Annotated in this window: 17 protein-coding genes; 12 read left to right on the forward strand and 5 right to left on the reverse strand. The window is 44.2% G+C overall.

Annotated features, from left to right (window positions below):
* Positions 1–5 precede the first annotated feature (5 nt).
* From PAENI_RS03705 to mnhG, 3 genes are read left to right on the forward strand one after another with little or no spacing between them, the layout of a single operon-like run.
* Positions 6–479: a Na+/H+ antiporter subunit E gene (locus tag PAENI_RS03705; RefSeq protein ID WP_042187625.1), complete on the forward strand. Its 474-nt coding sequence runs from the start codon at positions 6–8 to the stop codon at positions 477–479.
* A complete protein-coding gene (locus tag PAENI_RS03710; protein WP_042187626.1) occupies positions 479–772 on the forward strand; it encodes a Na(+)/H(+) antiporter subunit F1 in 294 nt (97 codons plus the stop codon). The genes PAENI_RS03705 and PAENI_RS03710 overlap by 1 nt, the downstream gene beginning before the upstream one ends.
* On the forward strand, positions 747–1,151 hold the full coding sequence (gene mnhG, locus PAENI_RS03715) for a monovalent cation/H(+) antiporter subunit G (RefSeq protein WP_042187627.1): 405 nt from the start codon (positions 747–749) through the stop codon (positions 1,149–1,151). The genes PAENI_RS03710 and mnhG overlap by 26 nt, the downstream gene beginning before the upstream one ends.
* 113 nt (positions 1,152–1,264) lie before the next feature.
* Here the strand turns inward: mnhG and PAENI_RS03720 are convergent, their stop codons facing one another.
* Together PAENI_RS03720 and PAENI_RS03725 are read right to left on the reverse strand one after the other, a co-directional pair.
* Positions 1,265–1,642, reverse strand: coding sequence for a PilZ domain-containing protein (locus PAENI_RS03720; RefSeq protein ID WP_042187629.1), 378 nt, complete (start codon positions 1,640–1,642; stop codon positions 1,265–1,267).
* A 119-nt stretch (positions 1,643–1,761) separates the two neighbouring features.
* Positions 1,762–2,343 carry a TetR/AcrR family transcriptional regulator gene (locus PAENI_RS03725; RefSeq protein WP_042187630.1) on the reverse strand — a complete coding sequence of 194 codons (582 nt, stop codon included), beginning with the start codon at positions 2,341–2,343 and terminating at the stop codon, positions 1,762–1,764.
* A 229-nt stretch (positions 2,344–2,572) separates the two neighbouring features.
* Between PAENI_RS03725 and PAENI_RS03730 the strand changes: the two genes are divergently transcribed.
* Positions 2,573–3,832: an MFS transporter gene (locus PAENI_RS03730; RefSeq protein ID WP_410477448.1), complete on the forward strand. Its 1,260-nt coding sequence runs from the start codon at positions 2,573–2,575 to the stop codon at positions 3,830–3,832.
* Positions 3,833–3,968: 136 nt separating this feature from the next.
* Here the strand turns inward: PAENI_RS03730 and PAENI_RS03735 are convergent, their stop codons facing one another.
* Positions 3,969–5,459 carry a 4-hydroxyphenylacetate 3-hydroxylase family protein gene (locus PAENI_RS03735; RefSeq protein WP_149644288.1) on the reverse strand — a complete coding sequence of 497 codons (1,491 nt, stop codon included), beginning with the start codon at positions 5,457–5,459 and terminating at the stop codon, positions 3,969–3,971.
* A gap of 299 nt (positions 5,460–5,758) precedes the next feature.
* On the opposite strand from PAENI_RS03735, the gene PAENI_RS03740 reads away from it, so the two are divergent.
* The 8 genes from PAENI_RS03740 (at position 5,759) to PAENI_RS03775 (ending at position 12,780) form a co-directional block, all read left to right on the forward strand.
* On the forward strand, positions 5,759–6,136 hold the full coding sequence (locus PAENI_RS03740) for a BlaI/MecI/CopY family transcriptional regulator (protein ID WP_042187637.1): 378 nt from the start codon (positions 5,759–5,761) through the stop codon (positions 6,134–6,136).
* 5 nt (positions 6,137–6,141) lie between these two features.
* Positions 6,142–8,373, forward strand: coding sequence for a M56 family metallopeptidase (locus tag PAENI_RS03745; RefSeq protein ID WP_149644289.1), 2,232 nt, complete (start codon positions 6,142–6,144; stop codon positions 8,371–8,373).
* 229 nt (positions 8,374–8,602) lie between these two features.
* Positions 8,603–8,932 carry a PadR family transcriptional regulator gene (locus PAENI_RS03750; RefSeq protein WP_042187640.1) on the forward strand — a complete coding sequence of 110 codons (330 nt, stop codon included), beginning with the start codon at positions 8,603–8,605 and terminating at the stop codon, positions 8,930–8,932.
* Positions 8,925–9,278 carry a DUF1048 domain-containing protein gene (locus PAENI_RS03755; protein WP_052404266.1) on the forward strand — a complete coding sequence of 118 codons (354 nt, stop codon included), beginning with the start codon at positions 8,925–8,927 and terminating at the stop codon, positions 9,276–9,278. Before PAENI_RS03750 ends, PAENI_RS03755 begins: the two co-directional genes overlap by 8 nt.
* 11 nt (positions 9,279–9,289) lie before the next feature.
* Entirely contained in the window at positions 9,290–10,234 is a 945-nt protein-coding gene (locus tag PAENI_RS03760) for a daunorubicin resistance protein DrrA family ABC transporter ATP-binding protein (RefSeq protein ID WP_042187642.1), read from the forward strand.
* Complete coding sequence (locus PAENI_RS03765; RefSeq protein WP_042187644.1) at positions 10,231–10,995, forward strand: ABC transporter permease; 765 nt, start codon at positions 10,231–10,233, stop codon at positions 10,993–10,995. The genes PAENI_RS03760 and PAENI_RS03765 overlap by 4 nt, the downstream gene beginning before the upstream one ends.
* A gap of 236 nt (positions 10,996–11,231) precedes the next feature.
* On the forward strand, positions 11,232–12,482 hold the full coding sequence (locus tag PAENI_RS03770) for an MFS transporter (RefSeq protein WP_223178906.1): 1,251 nt from the start codon (positions 11,232–11,234) through the stop codon (positions 12,480–12,482).
* A gap of 112 nt (positions 12,483–12,594) precedes the next feature.
* The gene (locus PAENI_RS03775) at positions 12,595–12,780 is read left to right on the forward strand and encodes a hypothetical protein (protein WP_149644291.1); all 186 of its coding nucleotides are present in this window, start codon (positions 12,595–12,597) and stop codon (positions 12,778–12,780) included.
* A gap of 23 nt (positions 12,781–12,803) precedes the next feature.
* Here PAENI_RS03775 and PAENI_RS03780 read toward each other — a convergent pair whose 3' ends face one another.
* Positions 12,804–15,080 (reverse strand): preprotein translocase subunit SecA, encoded by a 2,277-nt coding sequence (locus tag PAENI_RS03780; protein WP_149644292.1) that lies wholly within the window; start codon positions 15,078–15,080, stop codon positions 12,804–12,806.
* A gap of 379 nt (positions 15,081–15,459) precedes the next feature.
* Complete coding sequence (locus tag PAENI_RS03785) at positions 15,460–16,542, reverse strand: hypothetical protein (protein WP_149644293.1); 1,083 nt, start codon at positions 16,540–16,542, stop codon at positions 15,460–15,462.
* Between the last annotated feature and the right edge of the window lie 32 nt (positions 16,543–16,574).

Below are 16,574 nucleotides of genomic sequence, written 5' to 3' on the forward strand. Positions count from 1 at the left end.
ATACTATGGCTTTTCAACTATTATTGAATTTCATGATAGCATTCCTGTGGATGTTTCTGCACAATGATTGGACTGGGCCACGTTTCGTCATTGGTTTCCTGCTCGGTATACTCATTCTGCTCGGAATGCGACGCTTTTGGCCCAGGCTATATCTTGGAAAAGTGTGGGCGATCATTAAGCTAATCCTGTTGCTGCTGCGGGAGCTGGTCGTTTCTAGTTATGTAGTGGTAAAAGCCGTTCTAAGACCGGAGCTTAATATACGTCCAGCTATCCTCAAATATACTACAGAGCTGAAATCAGATTGGGAAGTGGCAACGTTAATCACGATGCTCTGCCTCACTCCTGGATCGGTGGTGCTTGAAGTGTCGGATGATAATCGGACATTGTATATTCACGCAATGGATGTTGATGACCCTGCACAGTTCAGGGCAAATATCCGTGATACCTTTGAGCGAGCGATACTGGAGGTGACCCGCTAATGATTCATTTTATTCTTATGCTATCCATTACAATCATGGCTTTAGCTATAGGCGTATGTGCTTGGCGTTTGGTGAAAGGACCTTCTTTACCTGACCGAGTCGCTGCATTAGATACGATTGGAATTAATCTGCTAGCAATGGTGGCCGTGTTATCTGTCTTTCTCCAAACGCAGGCTTTTATAGAAATTATTTTATTGATTGGAATTCTTTCCTTTATTGGAACGACAGCCTTTGCCAGATATATCGAAAAGGGAGTGGTGCTAGAAAATGGAAATGATCAAGACTACAGGTGAGTTGCTGTTTGCCTTGTTAATTCTTACAGGGGCATTGCTTAGCGCCGTTAGTGCTATTGGTTTGATACGGCTACCTGATGTTTATCTAAGATCACATGCTGCCGCGAAGAGTGCCACTCTCGGTGTGTTATGTGTCTTAGTTGGGGCATTTCTATATTTTGCATTTTTTCAGAATCATATTAGTGCAAAGCTATTACTAGGAATTGTCTTTGTATTTATAACTGCACCTTTATCCGCCCACCTAACAGGTAGAGCGGCATATCGCTCCGGTGTTCCTCATTGGGATCGAAGAATTCAGGATGATTTAAAAGAGGTGCTGGAGAAAGAGCAAGTTATACCAGTAACCCCTGAACGAGATATACCTCAAGAACAAAGGTAGAAGTGTTAGGAATTATCTTGATTTTGAATAACAGCAGCAAAAACTGTAACAAACCCGCGTCTACACGCGGGTTTGTTTTTTTATTAATGGAGTACTATTCTTTTGTTAACATCTCAACGAACCAATATTTTACCTTCTCCAGCGAGCCTACGTAGCACCCTCGGAAGACACTCAATGTCTGCTTCAGGTATGTCTAATTGAATACCGTAATGGAAACAGTCCTGCTGTTCTCTATTCCATTTTAGAATTCCTTCTAAGTAAATAGATTCATCCGTAAGATTCATTTCCATACCAATCCGTACCAGGTTATTTTCTGGATTAATGTTGAGGGGTAACGATAAGTGGCAGCCTGTTCGACTGATGTTGAACAGTACAGCTCTTACAGGCTTAGAAGGAACCTGGATTCCGTTAATACTAAGAATATGAAGATCAAGGGTTACAGGTTCTTTAAGGGTATATCGAAAAGGTTCAGTTCTGCGATTAGTGTTCATATGCTCCTCCATACTTTTCCATCTACTATAAATTATCGACAGGAAAACAGGATTAGTGAAGAGTTATTAAACATATTAAAGTTTCAAAGTTACAAAAGCTGCATATCTAATTTTTGATTTTATCGTAACAATGTAAGTATTTCTTTTACAGAATTATCTACAAATGATCTTTCAGGACGGGATTTCATGATCACAGTAAGTCCAATTAATGATATGACTAGTGTCTGCGCTAAACTTTTTGCGTTAATAGTTGAATCAAGCTCACCTGAGCGCAAACCCCGATCAATCGTTTCTTGAAATATTACCGAGAGATACATCTGGTGTTCTCTTGTCAGGAGCTCAAATTTCTCATCGTGGGGTGAAAGTTCAACCATCGAATTAATGCAAAAGCATCCCCAGTTCGGATGTTGTCCATATTCTTTTGTCACTATATTTTCGAAAAAGTCACGGAATGCCTCTTTAACAGAAGAATTGTTTTGAAGCTTGTTACGAACATAGGCAGCATGAGAACTCGTATATTTCCGCAACGCAGCTTCAAATAGTCCTTTTTTATCTCCGAAGGTAGAGTAGATGCTAGGCCGCTGAATACCCATTCTTGATGTCAGGTCGCTTAAAGAGGTAGCCTCGAACCCTTTTTCCCAAAATACTTGCATAGCTGCATCCAATGCTTTTTCCTCATCAAATTCACGTGGTCGAGCCATACTAACTCCCTCTTTTCATATCGAACGGTATGATATTATTTTATGGTTTGAATATTATTATGTCAATAAGAAATGAACGTATAAATAGTCGGATTCTAATTTTTGGTTGTTCTATAAGCTAATCTCTTGACAGTTATCTTTTTTTAGAGTTATATTTGTCAAACGTATTTACGTACTGATTGGTATGTAATGTATGAATTTGATAAAAGTTAATCAGGAGGCGTTATCTTTGGGGGAATCTGTTGAGGAATCGAAAGCTATTATAGCGGATCAAACAGTCAAAAAAACTGAAAAAGTACGAGGAGGGCTTAGAGCGTCGGAACCAGTGCCTGTATCAATAATATCTCGTAATGTGGCACTTTTATTTTCCATCGCCTGCGGAATAGTTGTTGCTAACATTTATTATGCGCAGCCTTTACTGGACGCTATTTCGAACGAGTTTGGTATTTCTCATTCATTCGTTGGACTTGTTATTACAATCACTCAAATTTTTTATGCACTTGGACTGTTATTACTAGTGCCTCTGGGTGATCTATTAAATCGGCGTTGGCTGATCGCTGGACAGATGCTTCTATCCGTATTGGCTTTAATTGTCGTTGGTACTGCCACCAGCAGTATAGTGTTATTCATAGGTATAGCAGCGGTTGGGTTTCTAGCCGTAGTGACACAGACGCTCGTTGCATTCGCGGCAACTTTGGCTGCTCCAGCCGAACGTGGGCGTGTCGTTGGTGTTGTGACAAGTGGAATCGTAATTGGTATTCTACTGGCGCGAACTTTCGCTGGCGTATTAATGGATTTAGCAGGTTGGCGTTCTGTCTACCTTGTTTCCGCGGTATTAACACTAATCATGGCATGTGTATTGTTTCGGGTGTTGCCAAATTATGAGCATAAAAGAGAATCATTATCTTACCTACAGCTGATTCGTTCAATGTTCACGTTGTTTGCTCAGGAACGAACTCTTAGAATCCGTGCTGCACTAGCCATGATGATTTTTACTGCTTTCAGTATATTATGGACATCTCTAGTATTACCTCTCAGCGCCCCACCGTTTTCTCTTTCACATACTGCAATTGGAGCGTTTGGTCTCGCAGGTGTTGCAGGCGCGTTAGCAGCAGCGCGAGCAGGTCGCCTCGCCGATCGGGGTTTAGGGCAGAAGACCACAGGTGTAGCCTTGATTCTTTTGCTCATATCATGGTTGCCAATAAGTTATGTTCAACATTCGCTTATTGCATTAATCGTTGGTATTATCCTTCTTGATCTTGCAGTACAAGCCGTACATGTCACCAATCAGAGCATGATCCTTACTTTGCGACCTGAGGCACGCAGTAGGCTTACTGCCGGTTACATGATTTTTTATTCCTTTGGCAGCGCCACTGGATCGATCGCATCTACCAGTATCTATGTTTACTTTGGCTGGAACGGAGTGAGTTTGTTAGGTGCAATTGTGAGTGCTCTGGCTCTTCTTTTTTGGTTATTAACAAAGGAGTAACTGCACTTATCTCGTATAATTAGGTGCGATTTCTAAGTCTTAACGCTCCAGCCAGGGCTATAGTATTTCATGTCACCTGGCCGTGGGAGCAATTCGAAAAGTTCAATTCAACATGAAAAATATACAAAAAGAAAGCTCAATTAGAAACTACATCTGTTGTTGAATTAGGGAGGGGGTCTTCTGGTGAAATAAATTCGTGAATGATTTGACGGAAGTATTCATGATTATCGTAGCTATTGTACATACGCCAGGCCATTGTTTCTGAATTCCCAAAAAATAACCGCTCAAATTGGGTTTGGCGGCCACCGAATGCACCCGCTCCCAGTTCCCATGCGACCCGGAATAAGGCATTTCGGTACCAAGCATCCGAGACATTACCCTTCAAATACTGATGGAGGTATGAACCGGCACTTGAACTGAAGTCCGATTCAGAGATGATCATGATAAGCCCGCTTGAACTGAGATTTTGAACCATTTCAACCATCTTCGGATAAAACTCTGAAAAGTGAATGGTTGAAGCTAGAAGGGGGCCTTTATCAGGAACAAGAAATCCAAATTTATCGTGGGATGCTCCTACTTCAGAAGCGAGTCTTAACGCTTTGAATGTTTCTAGAAACGTCAGTATTCTTGAAATCGGCAGAATGGTGAAGGACTCGAGCTCAGCATTTTGTTCTTCTACCAAAGATTCTAGCACACCGAGAAAGAACTCAGTCTTAGCAATATAGCGGGTGATGATTTGGTGACCCATATGGGTATGAAAGTGACTCTCACCGAACAATCGGGCACAGTAGATCTCATCTCCGTAATAAAATATTCGATCATGTGGGATGAGTACGCGGTCAAATATAACAAGCGTATCCATTTCTTCATATCTAGAACTTAAGGGATGGTCGTAAGTAGATGTGGCTGAGTAACTTTCACGGCAAAAAAAAGTCATCCCAGGCAGATCATTAGGTACTGCAAAGGCAAATGCGAAGGGATTATCATCATCTACAAGGGATGGTGAAGGCGTAGGGAATACTAGCATTTCATCGCATGTAGCCCCTTGTGTTGCCATCATAAAAGCACCGGTCACAACCATCCCTTTGTCCTTGATTTCTACGACTTTAGCAGCGATAGAATCCTCTGTGGCATCAACTTGACCGGATATTTTACTTGCTTGAGGCTGGATGAATGCATGGGATAAAGTTATGTCATGATCTCGGCAGTAGGCATAGTATTTCCTGAGGTTCTCAGCATATTTCGGATGAAGGTCCTCAAGGATATCGGCAGCAGTAAACAGGGACATGATTGCCGTATTCATATAATCTGGGGAGCGTCCTAAAAAACCGTGATGTCTGTTTGACCAGAGTTCAATCATTTTTCTTCGACGTTCTAAATCATCAACACTTTTGGGTGGGAGAAAAGATAGACCAACAAGCTCTCCAGTATCAGGCGAAGGGTAGGTCATCTGCGCTAAATAACGTTCGTCACACTGCATGTTGTACAATTCGGCTTGTGTTTGTATGAGGCCTTGAAATGCAGGATGTTTGGATAATGGTCCTTCGATACGCGTCCCTTTGTACCAAATATTGATATTTTGCTGATCGATTCGTTCGATGTATTGATTACCATTTTTAATAGGCACACATTCCACCTCTTTGGAGAGTTGTATTAATATTTTTAATGTACGTAATCATAATTCTTCTTGTACATTGTCCATACACCGGGTCAGTGAAGGGGCCAACCTTAATTTAAACTATAAAAAAGAGGATATTCACAATTATCTCCCCAAATATAGTGTTCTGCACTAACCCCACATCTGCATTCATTGTTAATAGTGATTCGTATTGTTACTTATGGTTGACATAAACGAGACTTACTTGTATATTTTTTACATTGGATTACAAGTGTAGTCATTCAGTAGAAAGAAAGGCGGATAGGATTATGTCTACGGAAATTCCAAAAATCTCGGATGCCGAGTGGGAAGTAATGAAGGTGCTGTGGACTGGAGCCCCGCGCACGGCAGGAGAGATTGTTGAAGCTCTGGAGGGCAGCCGGGACTGGAACCCAAAAACGGTGCGGACGCTGATTAAGCGTCTGACGGAGAAAGGGGCTATCGGTTACAACCAGACAGGAAGGGTGTATTCGTATTACCCACTGGTGCGGGAAGAGGAATGCGTCCAATCGGAGACACAATCTTTTCTGAAGCGGATCTACGGTGGAACGCTGCGCCCGATGTTAGTCAACTTTTTACAGAATGAGAAGCTGTCCCGAGAAGATATTGAAGAATTGAAGAGAATTTTGGATGAGCGAAAGGACTGAGTCGCTTGCTGGAAGCTGCATACAATCTGTTCGTTAAGATATTGTCACTATCCGCTATGGCGAGCGTGCTGGCTTTGCTGATCCTGGCAACCCGTTTCTTGATCAAGAATAGATTAAAACCGACCTGGACGTATCTTCTGTGGATACCGCTGATCGTGAGGTTAGCCGTCCCTTGGACACCGGAAAGTGCGTTCAGCATTTTTAATTTGTTTCCGTTGGAGAGAGAATCAGCTCTGACTTTCAATATTCCTTCTGCGCAGCCGGATGTAGGTGATTTGCCTGTGTCCGGGATGAACATTCAAGAGGTGAACTCGACCACGGTCGCTGAAATAACAGGAACTTCAAAGCAAGCCGACAGACCAGATAGTATGACACTGGTGACTCCGGAAATCTACGATCCTTTTGAGACATCCAATGCAGGCAGGACGCCGATGCATTTGCTGGTTCTGATATGGCTTAGCGGAGTAGTGGTAATGATAAGTCTGTCGGTTCGTGAGCAGCTGCGATTCACGGCACGGGTTCGACGGGAACCGGAGATCCGTTCCGCAGATATCCTGTGGTTGTTCGAAACGTGTCAACGAGAGATGAAGGTAAGGCGCCCAGTGAAGCTGGTTGAGACGAAGCAGATTGCCGTGCCCACACTGCTTGGTGTGATGCGCCCCAAGCTGCTGCTGCCGACATCCATGTTGCACAGGCTGGAGGCAAACGAACTGCGTCATATATTTCTGCATGAGCTGGCGCATGTGAAACGTCGTGATATTTCGCTGAATCTGCTGACAGGACTGCTGCTGGCCTTGCATTGGTTCAATCCGTTGCTTTGGTATGCCGTTAGCCAAATGAAAAGGGATCAAGAGGTCGCCTGTGATGCGCTGGCTTTAAAGCATCTTGCATCGGAGCACCACAAAGACTACGCACGGACTCTTCTTAAACTATTAGAAACATTGACCGATCCAATCCGAGTGGCTGGTGCAGCCGGCATTTCAAGCAACAAGAAGGAAATGAAAAGAAGGATAACCATGATCACCAGGCATAAAAAAATCACAGCACAAAACACGGTGTTGGGGTTAACAGTAATTATGGTCTTAAGTGGCTGTACCTTGACTGGGGCAAAGCTGAGTTCTACGTCAGCCCCGGAGAAGAGTGTTGTTATCCCGTCAGCTTCTCAGACTAAAGATTCAACTGCAATCGATCCCAAAGGAACCCTATTAGCAGAGAAGAACGGAATTACTGTAACTGCAAAGCCTACGGCTGAGCATGCACTTTTGCATGAAGTCACGGTAGATGTGCACGGTGAGGTTAACAGAACGTTTTTGTGGAATGCCGGTGAAGATGAAACGCGGCCACCTTCCATTGAAGAAGCCGATCTTAACGGGGATGGTACTAAAGAAATCTTTATTCGTATTACTACCGGCACTGGAACAGGGCTCTCAATGAGTGAGATTCATGTGCTCCAGCCTGTCACTCTGGAAGAGCTTGTGGTAGAGGAACCGGTCGAGACGCTAAATCGGAGGCTGAAATCCTCCATTTCACACCGGAATAACCACACTTACGTATCCGCTGAACTAGACGGAAAGCATTTGACTAAAGTGTATGATTACACTGAGGGGGCTTGGGGCGAGAAGATTGGATTTGGCGCCGTAGTTTCGTATGAGCTTGATGGGGACCGTATTGTAGCTCGTTTGGCAGGTGCAGCATCCATCTCTGAATTTCCGCTTGAAGTTATTGTCGTTTACGGCAAGGAATTGACCATTGAGAGTGTACAGATGTACTATGGCTCGTTTATTTCTCCTCCGCTCAGTGAACAGGATATTAAGTCCTTGCTGGAAAAAAAGCTTCCAGCTAGCGGCTGGACTTTTGGTAAAAAAGGCGATCAATACACGATTAATTTTATGGATCCACCGAATAGCGTAGGGGAAGGCCTTAGCTATATAATTAATCCTCTTACCGGAACGGTTCATGATACAACTTCTGGCAGTCCAGTGAGAAGCCTTGTGAATCGAGAAGCGATAGATCTGTGGAACATATCTAACGGTACGGAATACAAGAAGGAGCTGTATAAGTTACTTCAGCCAATCTTTGATACAGAAGGCTTCGAGCCAATAGATGAGGATTGGATTTCCGGCTTTATTGGAGATGGTTATTTGTTCAGTAATGTTAGGCAAGGCGGCAGGGAGTTCACGATAAAAGTGGATGTCTTCACTGGTCAATGGGAAGAAATTGCTGACCCGTATAAATAGTTTTGTCGATGTCGAAGAACCTCGTAACAATAAAGAAAGCCCGTGCCCAGCGCGGGCTTTCTTTATTGTTACTGACTTAAAGCAAATGCTTTCCACTCATACCAAATCCAGTCCCTACTGCTGTCGTATTTATTTTCAGCAATCCGCTTTTCCTCCTATTTACAATTCCACTACTCGGTGTTACTATATAGTGGTACTAAGCAATACAGAGTAGCATTGGAGGATTTAAATGGATAACCTAACAGAAATGCTGAAAGGAGTTTTGGAAGGCTGTGTACTTGAAATCATCAGCCGGAAAGAAACCTATGGGTATGAAATCGTAAAAACGCTAAATGCGCTCGGTTTCGAAGATGTTGTTGAAGGAACGGTCTACACCATCTTGATACGGTTAGAAAAAAATAAACTCGTCGATATCGAGAAAAAACCGTCCGAAATAGGACCACCAAGGAAATTTTATAGTTTAAATGAAGAGGGATGGCGGGAACTGTCCATGTTTTGGGAGAAATGGGGATATGTTTCGTCAAGACTTACCCAACTGAAGGAGGATAGCCGTGTATAAGAACATGCTCGCTAAATTTAAAGATTTACGTGAACAAAAAAAGGCTTATAAAGAGTGCGTAAAACGTTCAAAAGCACTCCCGAACGATTACCGAGAAGTTTACAATATCGCATCGCGCTACATGCTGAATTTCTCAACAAACGATTCTAGCGTCATCAACCTGTTTCCCGAAATGCTTGACATGTTTGAGATGGGAGCTGCTGAAGGTCGAGATGTTCTGGAGATCGTAGGGAATGACGTAATGGCGTTCTGTGACGGGCTGCTCGAGGACGTTTCCGCTCAGACTTGGACAGGGAAAATGCGAGCCAAAATGAACGAGTCCATTCACAAAAAACTTGGAAGATAGGGGGGATTAGGATGACATCGAACAATTGGGCGATTGAAGTAATAGGCCTCAAAAAATCCTATAAGAACGTGGAAGTGTTGCGGGGGGTGGACTTCACTGTTCAGAAGGGTTCAACTTTTGCTCTTTTAGGGTCCAACGGCGCGGGTAAAACCACTATGATCAAAATTCTTGCCACCCTGCTCCAGCCCGACAACGGAAGCGCAAAGATTAATGGAGCCGACGTAACTAAGCAACCAGAACAAGTACGTAAGGAGATCAGCCTGACAGGACAAAGCGTCACCGCTGACTATATCCTGACCGGACGCGAGAATCTGCGAATGATGGCCAAACTCCGCCATTTGCCCGATCCTGACAAACAAGCCGAGGAGTTATTACGTCGTTTTGACTTGCTCGATGCCGCCGATCGCCGAATCTCCACGTATTCCGGAGGGATGTGTCGGCGCTTGGATTTGGCCATGAGCTTATTGGGTAACCCTTCGGTCATTTTTCTCGATGAGCCGACCACCGGACTTGACCCGCAAGCGCGTCTTGCTATGTGGGATATGATCAAGGATTTAGCAAGATCAGGTGTCACTGTTTTTTTAACTACGCAGTATTTAGAGGAAGCTGACCATCTAGCCGATCAAATTGCGATCTTACACGAAGGTCATATCGTGGCAAGCGGCAGTCCCGCGGAGCTAAAAAATAGATTGCCTAAGGGTCATATCGAGCTTCGATTCGACAATGAAACAACGCTAAATCAAGCACAAGATCTGTTGAAGGAATTTAACGCGACTGCAGATTCGAACAATCTCACGCTCTCCGTCATTACAGACGGAAGTACGAGACAGATGATGCGACTGCTAACGAAAGCAGCGGAAGCTGACATAGAAATTGCCGAGTTTGCGCAGAAACTGCCCTCGCTTGAGGATGTTTTTCTCGCGATCGTCACTAGCAAAAAGGAGGACTCCCGATGAAATTCATTCATTTTCTAGGCGATACCGCCGTCATGAGTGGGCGTGTCATTCGCCATTCCACACGTAGCATCGACACGATTATTACCGTCATCGCCATGCCGATCATGATCATGCTGCTCTTTGTTTACATCTTTGGCGGAGCGATGAACACCGGTGATGTAAGCTATATCAATTATATTGTGCCCGGAATATTGCTCTTTTGCATTGCTAGTGGCGTGGCTTATTCTTCTCTTCGTATCAATAACGATCTCACGAAAGGCATATTCGAGCGTTTCCACTCCATGCCGATCGCAAAAGCCTCTATTCTAGGCGGTCATGTGGTTGCTTCATTAGTTTTTAACGTCATTTCATTGCTTGCCATTTTCCTTGTTGCCTTCGGAATGGGATTTCGGCCGAAAGCGGATGTGCTCGGTTGGGTATTAGCCATTGGTATTTTGTTGCTTAGCGTACTTGCGTTTACTTGGATTGCCGTCACCTTCGGCTTACTTGCTAAATCATTCGAAGGAGCAGGAGTATTTTCTTACATTTTGATGTTACTTTTATTCGTTAGTTCTGCCTTTGCGCCGACCGACAGCATGCCTTCGGCTATACGCGTATTCGCAGAATATCAGCCCATGACACCGCTTATCGAGAGTATTCGTTCTCTTTTACTCGGAGGAACGGCAGATAAAACTACGCTTGTGGCGGTATTATGGAGTTTAGCAATACTTGCGTTTTTCTGGGCTTCCGCAATGCGAGTGTATAAACGGAGAATGAAATAGACGTAAAAAAGAGCCGGTGGCTTCTCGAAAGAGGGGGATACCGGCTCTTTGTGTGCACAGGCTAATTTTAAGATGCTGGCTGAATGGTGGGGTGAATATTTCTGTGCTATTCTAGAAATGTGATTTATATAAAATTTTTGTACATAGAATTAGAAGTACCGGATTTGGTAATTAATTTTAATAGACGAATGGGGAATGAATGATATTTTTTAAAAATGGGGGAGTAAGTTATAGTGATACCAACCGAAGCACAAAACAAAAAACATTGGAAACGGGATATAATTATCTTTCTAAGTAGTCAAACATTTTCGTTATTCGGTTCTGCTTTAGTTCAATATGCTATTATGTGGTACGTTACGCTTACAACAAAATCAGGTATGATGATGACATTATTTATTATTTGTGGTTTCATTCCTACCTTTTTATTATCACCGTTTGCAGGTGTATGGGCGGACCGTTTCAACCGGAAATATCTTATTATGATAGCAGATGCCCTGATTGCCTTTGTTACACTGATTTTAGCCATTACATTTTTGCTTGGTTATGATGAGATATGGTTGTTGTTCGCCATTGCTGCAGTTCGTGCGCTCGGAGCTGGGGTTCAATCACCTGCGGTTGGGGCAATATTACCTCAAATTGTACCAGAGGATAAGCTGACGAAAGTAAATGGGATTAACGGAAGTCTTCAAGCACTAATGATGTTTGTTGCACCTATCGTTAGCGCGTCATTGCTTTCATTGGCAACAATTGAGGTCATTTTCTTTATCGATGTTATCACAGCGGCGATAGCGATCTTTACATTATCTTTCTTTTTGAAAATACCGTTGCATAAAAAAGCGACTGATAAACAAACGACAAGCTATTTGGACGATTTTAAACAGGGTTTAAGCTATATTAAAAACCACAGCTTTCTCAAAACTTTTTTCATTTTTTTCGCCTTTTTCTTCGTATTGATGGCACCGGCTGCATTTTTAACACCGCTACAAGTGACACGCAGCTTCGGAGATGATTATTGGCGATTAACAGCCATTGAAATTGCTTTTTCTATCGGTATGATGGCTGGCGGAGCAATTATTGCTTCATGGGGCGGCTTTCGAAACAAAGTATATACAATGACTTTTGCTAGCTTAATTATGGGTGTATGTACGTTCGCTTTGGGTATTGTACCTGTTTTTTGGATCTACTTGGTTATGATGGCTATTTTCGGCGTAGCTATGCCCGTCTTTAATACACCGACAACCGTAATGCTACAAGAGAAGGTAGATCCGGATTACTTGGGACGCATATTCGGAGTCTTTGGTATGATATCGACTTCCATGATGCCAATTGGAATGCTGATATTCGGTCCGCTCGCGGATGTAATTGAGATTGAATGGCTCCTTGTTGGAACAGGGGTGTTAACTGTAATACTGTCCATTATCTTCATTCGAAACAAACGTTTAGTTGAAGCTGGGATGCCTTTAATACAGGAAGCATCACAAGAGTAGAATTTTGCTAGAAGCGAGAACTTGAAACCCTTGTGTAGATAAAAAAAACTCTCCTAAAGTTCGATTGAACTTTATGGAAGGCTTTTCTTAATTAGAAAAAAGGAGACCGATAATGACTTATTCACAGATGTGGAACAACGCAGGAAATGAAGCTGAAATTCTCTATTTGGAACAGCAGATTATGGCCATCAAAAAAGAAATAAAACGAGCAAAAACCGGAGAACAACAGGAGATATTGGATCAAGCGAATCGCAAGCTGGTTGAATTGGAAGCGAAGTTGGATGAGCTAGAGGAGTAGGGGCTAATCGCCCCATCGTTGCATCAATATTTTGACAGCTTGAATATCGGCCTCGCAACCGTGCGAAGCCAATAAGCAAATACGGTCGTTCCGGTCCATGAGGTTCGCTTACTCTGTAGGTATTGATCGTTGATAATATAAGTCCGGGTGGAAGCAGGGCTTTTCAGACCGAACTTTTCCCACTCTGCCGGATCATTTGAACCTCCGAGCTTTTCAAGCATATTTTCTGACGCGATATTTATTTTAGAAGGAATTTGCTCGTAGGCTTCAGTGATTTGAGCATGAAATTCGTCGATTGGATTGCGGCTGGCAAGGCTCTCTAAGTGAATGCCTTCACGAAGGTAAGAAACGTATGCAAGATGGTCAGCCCAGAATTCGTCGATATAAAAAAGCCGTACCCGCTGCTCCGCTGGGCTCAACGGCTGCTCGCCTTTCAAAATTCGCAGTCGCTCCGCGTATAGAATTCGCCTCTGATCCTCCACCATATCCGAATAACAGTTCAGTTCCTTGTGGATATCAAAGTTTTGACCCATAACAATCCGCTGAATACTTGTGATCTTGCTGCTGAGCCCCGTCTCTTCAAGAGCCTCTTCCTGCCTGGGAGCGCGAACTGCATTATGGATGCCGAAGCGAAGCAGTAACTCGTCCTCCAAGCTTACATAAAAAACGGAAGCCCCCGGGTCGCCTTGGCGACCGGAACGCCCGCGCAACTGGTCGTCGATCCGCACGCTTTCGTTCACATGGGTGGCAATTACGTACAACCCGCCCAGCTTGGCGATTACCTCTGCTTGCGCAGGGTCGCCGCCGCCGAGCCGGATGTCGACCCCGCGTCCCGCCATATTTGTAGACACAGTCACTGCACCGATTTCTCCCGCTTTGGCGATGATGTCGGCTTCTTCTGCGTCGTTTTTCGCATTTAGAACATGGCAAGATACGCCCGAAACCGCTAGCGCCTCTGCCAGCATGGCAGACTCCTCGACGCTTGACGTACCAATGAGAATTGGACGTCCCGTCCTATGGACGGATGAGATTTCTTGTACGAGTGCCTTAAGCTTGGCTTCTTTATGGGTATAAATCCGGTGCAGATGGTCGATTCGAATGTTTGGCCGGTTCGGTGGAATTTGCAGCACCTGGAGCGCATAAATATCTTCGAAGTCCATCGCGGAAGCATGAGCGGTAGCCGTCATTCCGCAAATCTGCGGATACAGGCTAATGAAGTGTTGAATGGTGATCGTCCCGAGAATTTTCCCGCCGGCTATGGAGTACTGCCCTTCTTTTGCCGTAAGCGCGGCTTGCAGCCCGTCCGGCAAATACCGGTTCTCCGCCACTCGGCCGGTATATTCTTCGATCAGCTCGATTTTTCCGTCCCGGACGATGTAATCTATGTCTTTCTTTAATAACGATTCCGCATGCAGCGCGCAATTTAAAGAAGTCAGCAAGTGACTGTTATGGCTATCGTATAAATTGCCGCATCCCAGCAGCGATTCCGCTTGCGCAGCGCCTGTTTCATTTAAGTAAACGTTCCGCTGGAACTCGTCGAAATCGTAATGCTCATCTCGTTTGAGCTGCCGAGCTACTTCTGCGAAACGAAAGCCGTCGCTCCTGGAAGAGGGAGAATCACCGCTTATGACTAGCGGCACCCGAGCTTCGTCGAGAAGCAGCGAATCCGCTTCGTCGACGATGACGTAGTGGAAAGGACGATGCACGGTATCGGCTTCGTTTAGTGCAATTGTATCGCGCAAGTAATCGAATCCCGCTTCTTTGGCCGTAACATAGGTTATATCCTTGGCGTATGCTTCCTGTTTCTCGGACAGGCTCATGCCCGCTTGAACCGAGTTTACCGTTAATCCGAGAAAACGATAGATCGGGCCCATCCATTCCGCATCCCGTTTGGCTAAATAATCGTTAAAAGTCAGCACATGAATGCCTTTGCCAGTCAGTGCATTTAGATATGCAGGCATAACAGCAGAAAGTGTTTTTCCTTCACCGGTATGCTGCTCGATCAAGAATCTCTCGTGCAGAGCGATGGCAGCCATGATCTGGACATCGTAAGGATTTAATCCAAGCTTTCTCTTCGCTGCCTCGCATACTAACGCATAAGCAGCGATAAGCAGCTCATCCAAAGGTGTACCTGATTTTGCTTCCTTTTGTAGCCGGAGGGATTCCGCTTGAAGCTGCCCATCGTCCCATGCTTCCAAATTCCGTTTTCTGATGAGCTCCACTTTGTCCTGATAAAGTTTCAGCTTATTCTGGGTATCGCGGTCTTTGAATTTTTGCATCAATTTGACGGCTATATTCATAGAAATCTGATCTCCCCTCGGTAGAAATACGCTTAGTTTTGAACAATATTTGCGCTGATCAGTCGGTTAACAAGTTCCTGGATTCAATCTACCAAAATATTCTATTAAATGCAATTTGGACAAAGGATAGAGACTATTAAAGCGTGGATGCCTCTAGGTACACTACAACTATCATCTTCGACTTCTTGTTTGCAGATTGTTTGCAAAAGAACCCAAAAAGGACTGAACAGGGATCTTACTCATCACCTAGTTCAGTCCACAAACCACTTATCCAAATGCCTCGCAATTCTTACTCTTACTCAGTAGCCTCCTTAACTTTTTCAAGAACTGGTTATACCGATTTGAAATACAATTTCCCCTTTGTTCATCCTTAGTATCGCTATTTAGCAGCTACTGCTTCTTCATAGATGAGGCACCGAAGAGTCTGATCTGGGTAGCGTAACTCTGCAGTATAACTGCTGCCGTCTTCGAGCAACATTTTGACCGCTACCATACCGCGCTTATTATTTACGTCAGTGTCTGTAAGGGAAGCCGTGGCGATTCTCCGGGTTTCTCCTTGTCTGTCTGTAACTATTTTTATAGCCTCGTTAATCCAGGTTGCATCCTTTTGGATAGCGATGGCAGCTTCAGCATTGATTGGGGTTCTTGTGAGTGAAAAATTAGATGCGGTCGTATCTACTACCGTGCGGGTGGAGGGATCAATAATTACGGTATATTGCCAAAATTCCTTACCTTGTCCTCTTAAGGTGTTGGTTTTATAAGGGGTGAATATTACCATCCAGGTCTTTTTCTTTGATAGCATGGATTCTCCTTGGCTTGCTTTTACTTCAAGCTTGGAGACGTCAGCTCCGAATATTTTTCGCACACTTGAAGCGGCCATGGCAATGGCGTCGGTCTGGCTCAAATTCCCTGTGTCTGGAGGGGTTACAATATTCCGCTTGGACAAGGCATATGCCTCCCGGTAGAACCAGTCAATATATTGTAACAGTTCCTCGTCAGTCAATGTCCGATTCGGATACTTGAGCGTGTTTTTTTCCAAGTCAAAATAAAACTCCGCTTGTCCCGATTTTAACGGGAACAGTTGCTTGGGACGAAGGCCGTCATACACATACTGGTCTTCCAATATCAGCCTCCGGTTTATTTCATCCTCGGTCATCTCCCTTCCGATGGTGATAATTTCGTTATTGGGTTTGTCCGCAAAATCATAAATTTGCTGCATTTCTTCTTGGGTCATCAGCTGCTCTAGATCTCTGTTCACAGTAGATACAGGAGCTTCTGCTTCTACTTTTAGTACGGGTGCCTTGCTGCTGTTCAAGGTTAGATTGCCCGAGTCTTGTACTGCAGAAATGCTCTTGGCAGCGGTGGTGTTCACAAATCCTGGGACAATCATTGCGCTCACCGCCAGCACGCTTCCAGAGAACAAGAGTACAGCGAGTGTAGCGGAAATCTTGTTATTCTTCATTTAACTTAACCTCCATTGGGATCGGATGATGA

The organism is Paenibacillus sp. B2(2019), from assembly GCF_008370385.1.
Classification (GTDB): domain Bacteria; phylum Bacillota; class Bacilli; order Paenibacillales; family Paenibacillaceae; genus Paenibacillus_AQ.

Excerpts from the sequence above, each read along its gene's own strand:
- PAENI_RS03705 (WP_042187625.1), top strand. The coding sequence starts at position 6 with ATGGCTTTTCAACTATTATTGAATTTCATGATAGCATTCCTGTGGATG.
- PAENI_RS03710 (WP_042187626.1), top strand. The coding sequence starts at position 479 with ATGATTCATTTTATTCTTATGCTATCCATTACAATCATGGCTTTAGCT.
- mnhG (WP_042187627.1), top strand. The coding sequence starts at position 747 with ATGGAAATGATCAAGACTACAGGTGAGTTGCTGTTTGCCTTGTTAATT.
- PAENI_RS03720 (WP_042187629.1), bottom strand. The coding sequence starts at position 1,642 with ATGAACACTAATCGCAGAACTGAACCTTTTCGATATACCCTTAAAGAA.
- PAENI_RS03725 (WP_042187630.1), bottom strand. The coding sequence starts at position 2,343 with ATGGCTCGACCACGTGAATTTGATGAGGAAAAAGCATTGGATGCAGCT.
- PAENI_RS03740 (WP_042187637.1), top strand. The coding sequence starts at position 5,759 with ATGTCTACGGAAATTCCAAAAATCTCGGATGCCGAGTGGGAAGTAATG.
- PAENI_RS03750 (WP_042187640.1), top strand. The coding sequence starts at position 8,603 with ATGGATAACCTAACAGAAATGCTGAAAGGAGTTTTGGAAGGCTGTGTA.
- PAENI_RS03760 (WP_042187642.1), top strand. The coding sequence starts at position 9,290 with ATGACATCGAACAATTGGGCGATTGAAGTAATAGGCCTCAAAAAATCC.
- PAENI_RS03765 (WP_042187644.1), top strand. The coding sequence starts at position 10,231 with ATGAAATTCATTCATTTTCTAGGCGATACCGCCGTCATGAGTGGGCGT.
- PAENI_RS03775 (WP_149644291.1), top strand. The coding sequence starts at position 12,595 with ATGACTTATTCACAGATGTGGAACAACGCAGGAAATGAAGCTGAAATT.
- PAENI_RS03780 (WP_149644292.1), bottom strand. The coding sequence starts at position 15,080 with ATGAATATAGCCGTCAAATTGATGCAAAAATTCAAAGACCGCGATACC.
- PAENI_RS03785 (WP_149644293.1), bottom strand. The coding sequence starts at position 16,542 with ATGAAGAATAACAAGATTTCCGCTACACTCGCTGTACTCTTGTTCTCT.